General features: G+C 46.1%; 1 protein-coding gene. It reads left to right on the top strand.

All coding sequences use genetic code 11. The annotated features are described in order from the left end of the window. On the top strand, nt 1-720 hold a 720-nt coding region (locus tag EI28_RS12580; protein WP_048115370.1), incomplete at both ends, for an oligosaccharide flippase family protein.

Below are 720 nucleotides of genomic sequence, written 5' to 3'. Positions count from 1 at the left end.
CGTTGCTGGAATTTACACCTTTACAAAGGCTATCGTGGGAAAGGATCGGGACGCATTTAGGGACATTTCAGTTGCCGGGATTAAGTCAGTAGCACAAGAATATCGTTCATTCCCGATGTACTCGGCCCCGGCGACCCTTCTCTTTGCCGTTTCCTTGCAGATCCCTGTGTTCATGCTTTCGTTCATGTATGGCCTCGATGTTGTTGGTTGGTACACGCTTGCTTACCAGATGTTGGCTCTGCCTGTGGCCCTTATTTCAGGGTCGATGGCTCAGGTGTTCTATGGCGAAGCAGCGAAGGGTGCTCGTGAGAGCCCAGAGACTTTAAGGCGTTTATATCTGGATACAACAAAAAAATTAGCGTTAATTGGAATCCCGTTACTGGGTATAATCGCAATTATTGCTCCGTGGATTTTCCCAATAGTTTTTGGTGGTGCCTGGGAAGAAGCTGGGTTGTTCTGTCTTCCGTTGGCCTTGGTTGCCGTGTCACAGTTTATTGTGACACCAACATCTAAACTGGCTGTGTATGGTTTCAACCATTGGGATTTATACTTCAACTGTGCTAGGATGGTTATGATCTTTGGAGGATTCTATTTCGCTAACATGTTTGGTTTCGAGCCATTAATCACGCTGACAATTTACGGCACCATTATGGTGATTATGTATCTTGTGCTCTGTTTGTTGAACCTACGTGCAATAGATCGCTTAAATTTGGCGGGGGG

This window comes from Methanoculleus sp. MH98A (assembly GCF_000691865.1).
Lineage (GTDB): Archaea > Halobacteriota > Methanomicrobia > Methanomicrobiales > Methanoculleaceae > Methanoculleus.
Note: the sequence above shows the minus strand (reverse complement) of the source record. Positions and strands in the feature narration are given on the sequence as shown.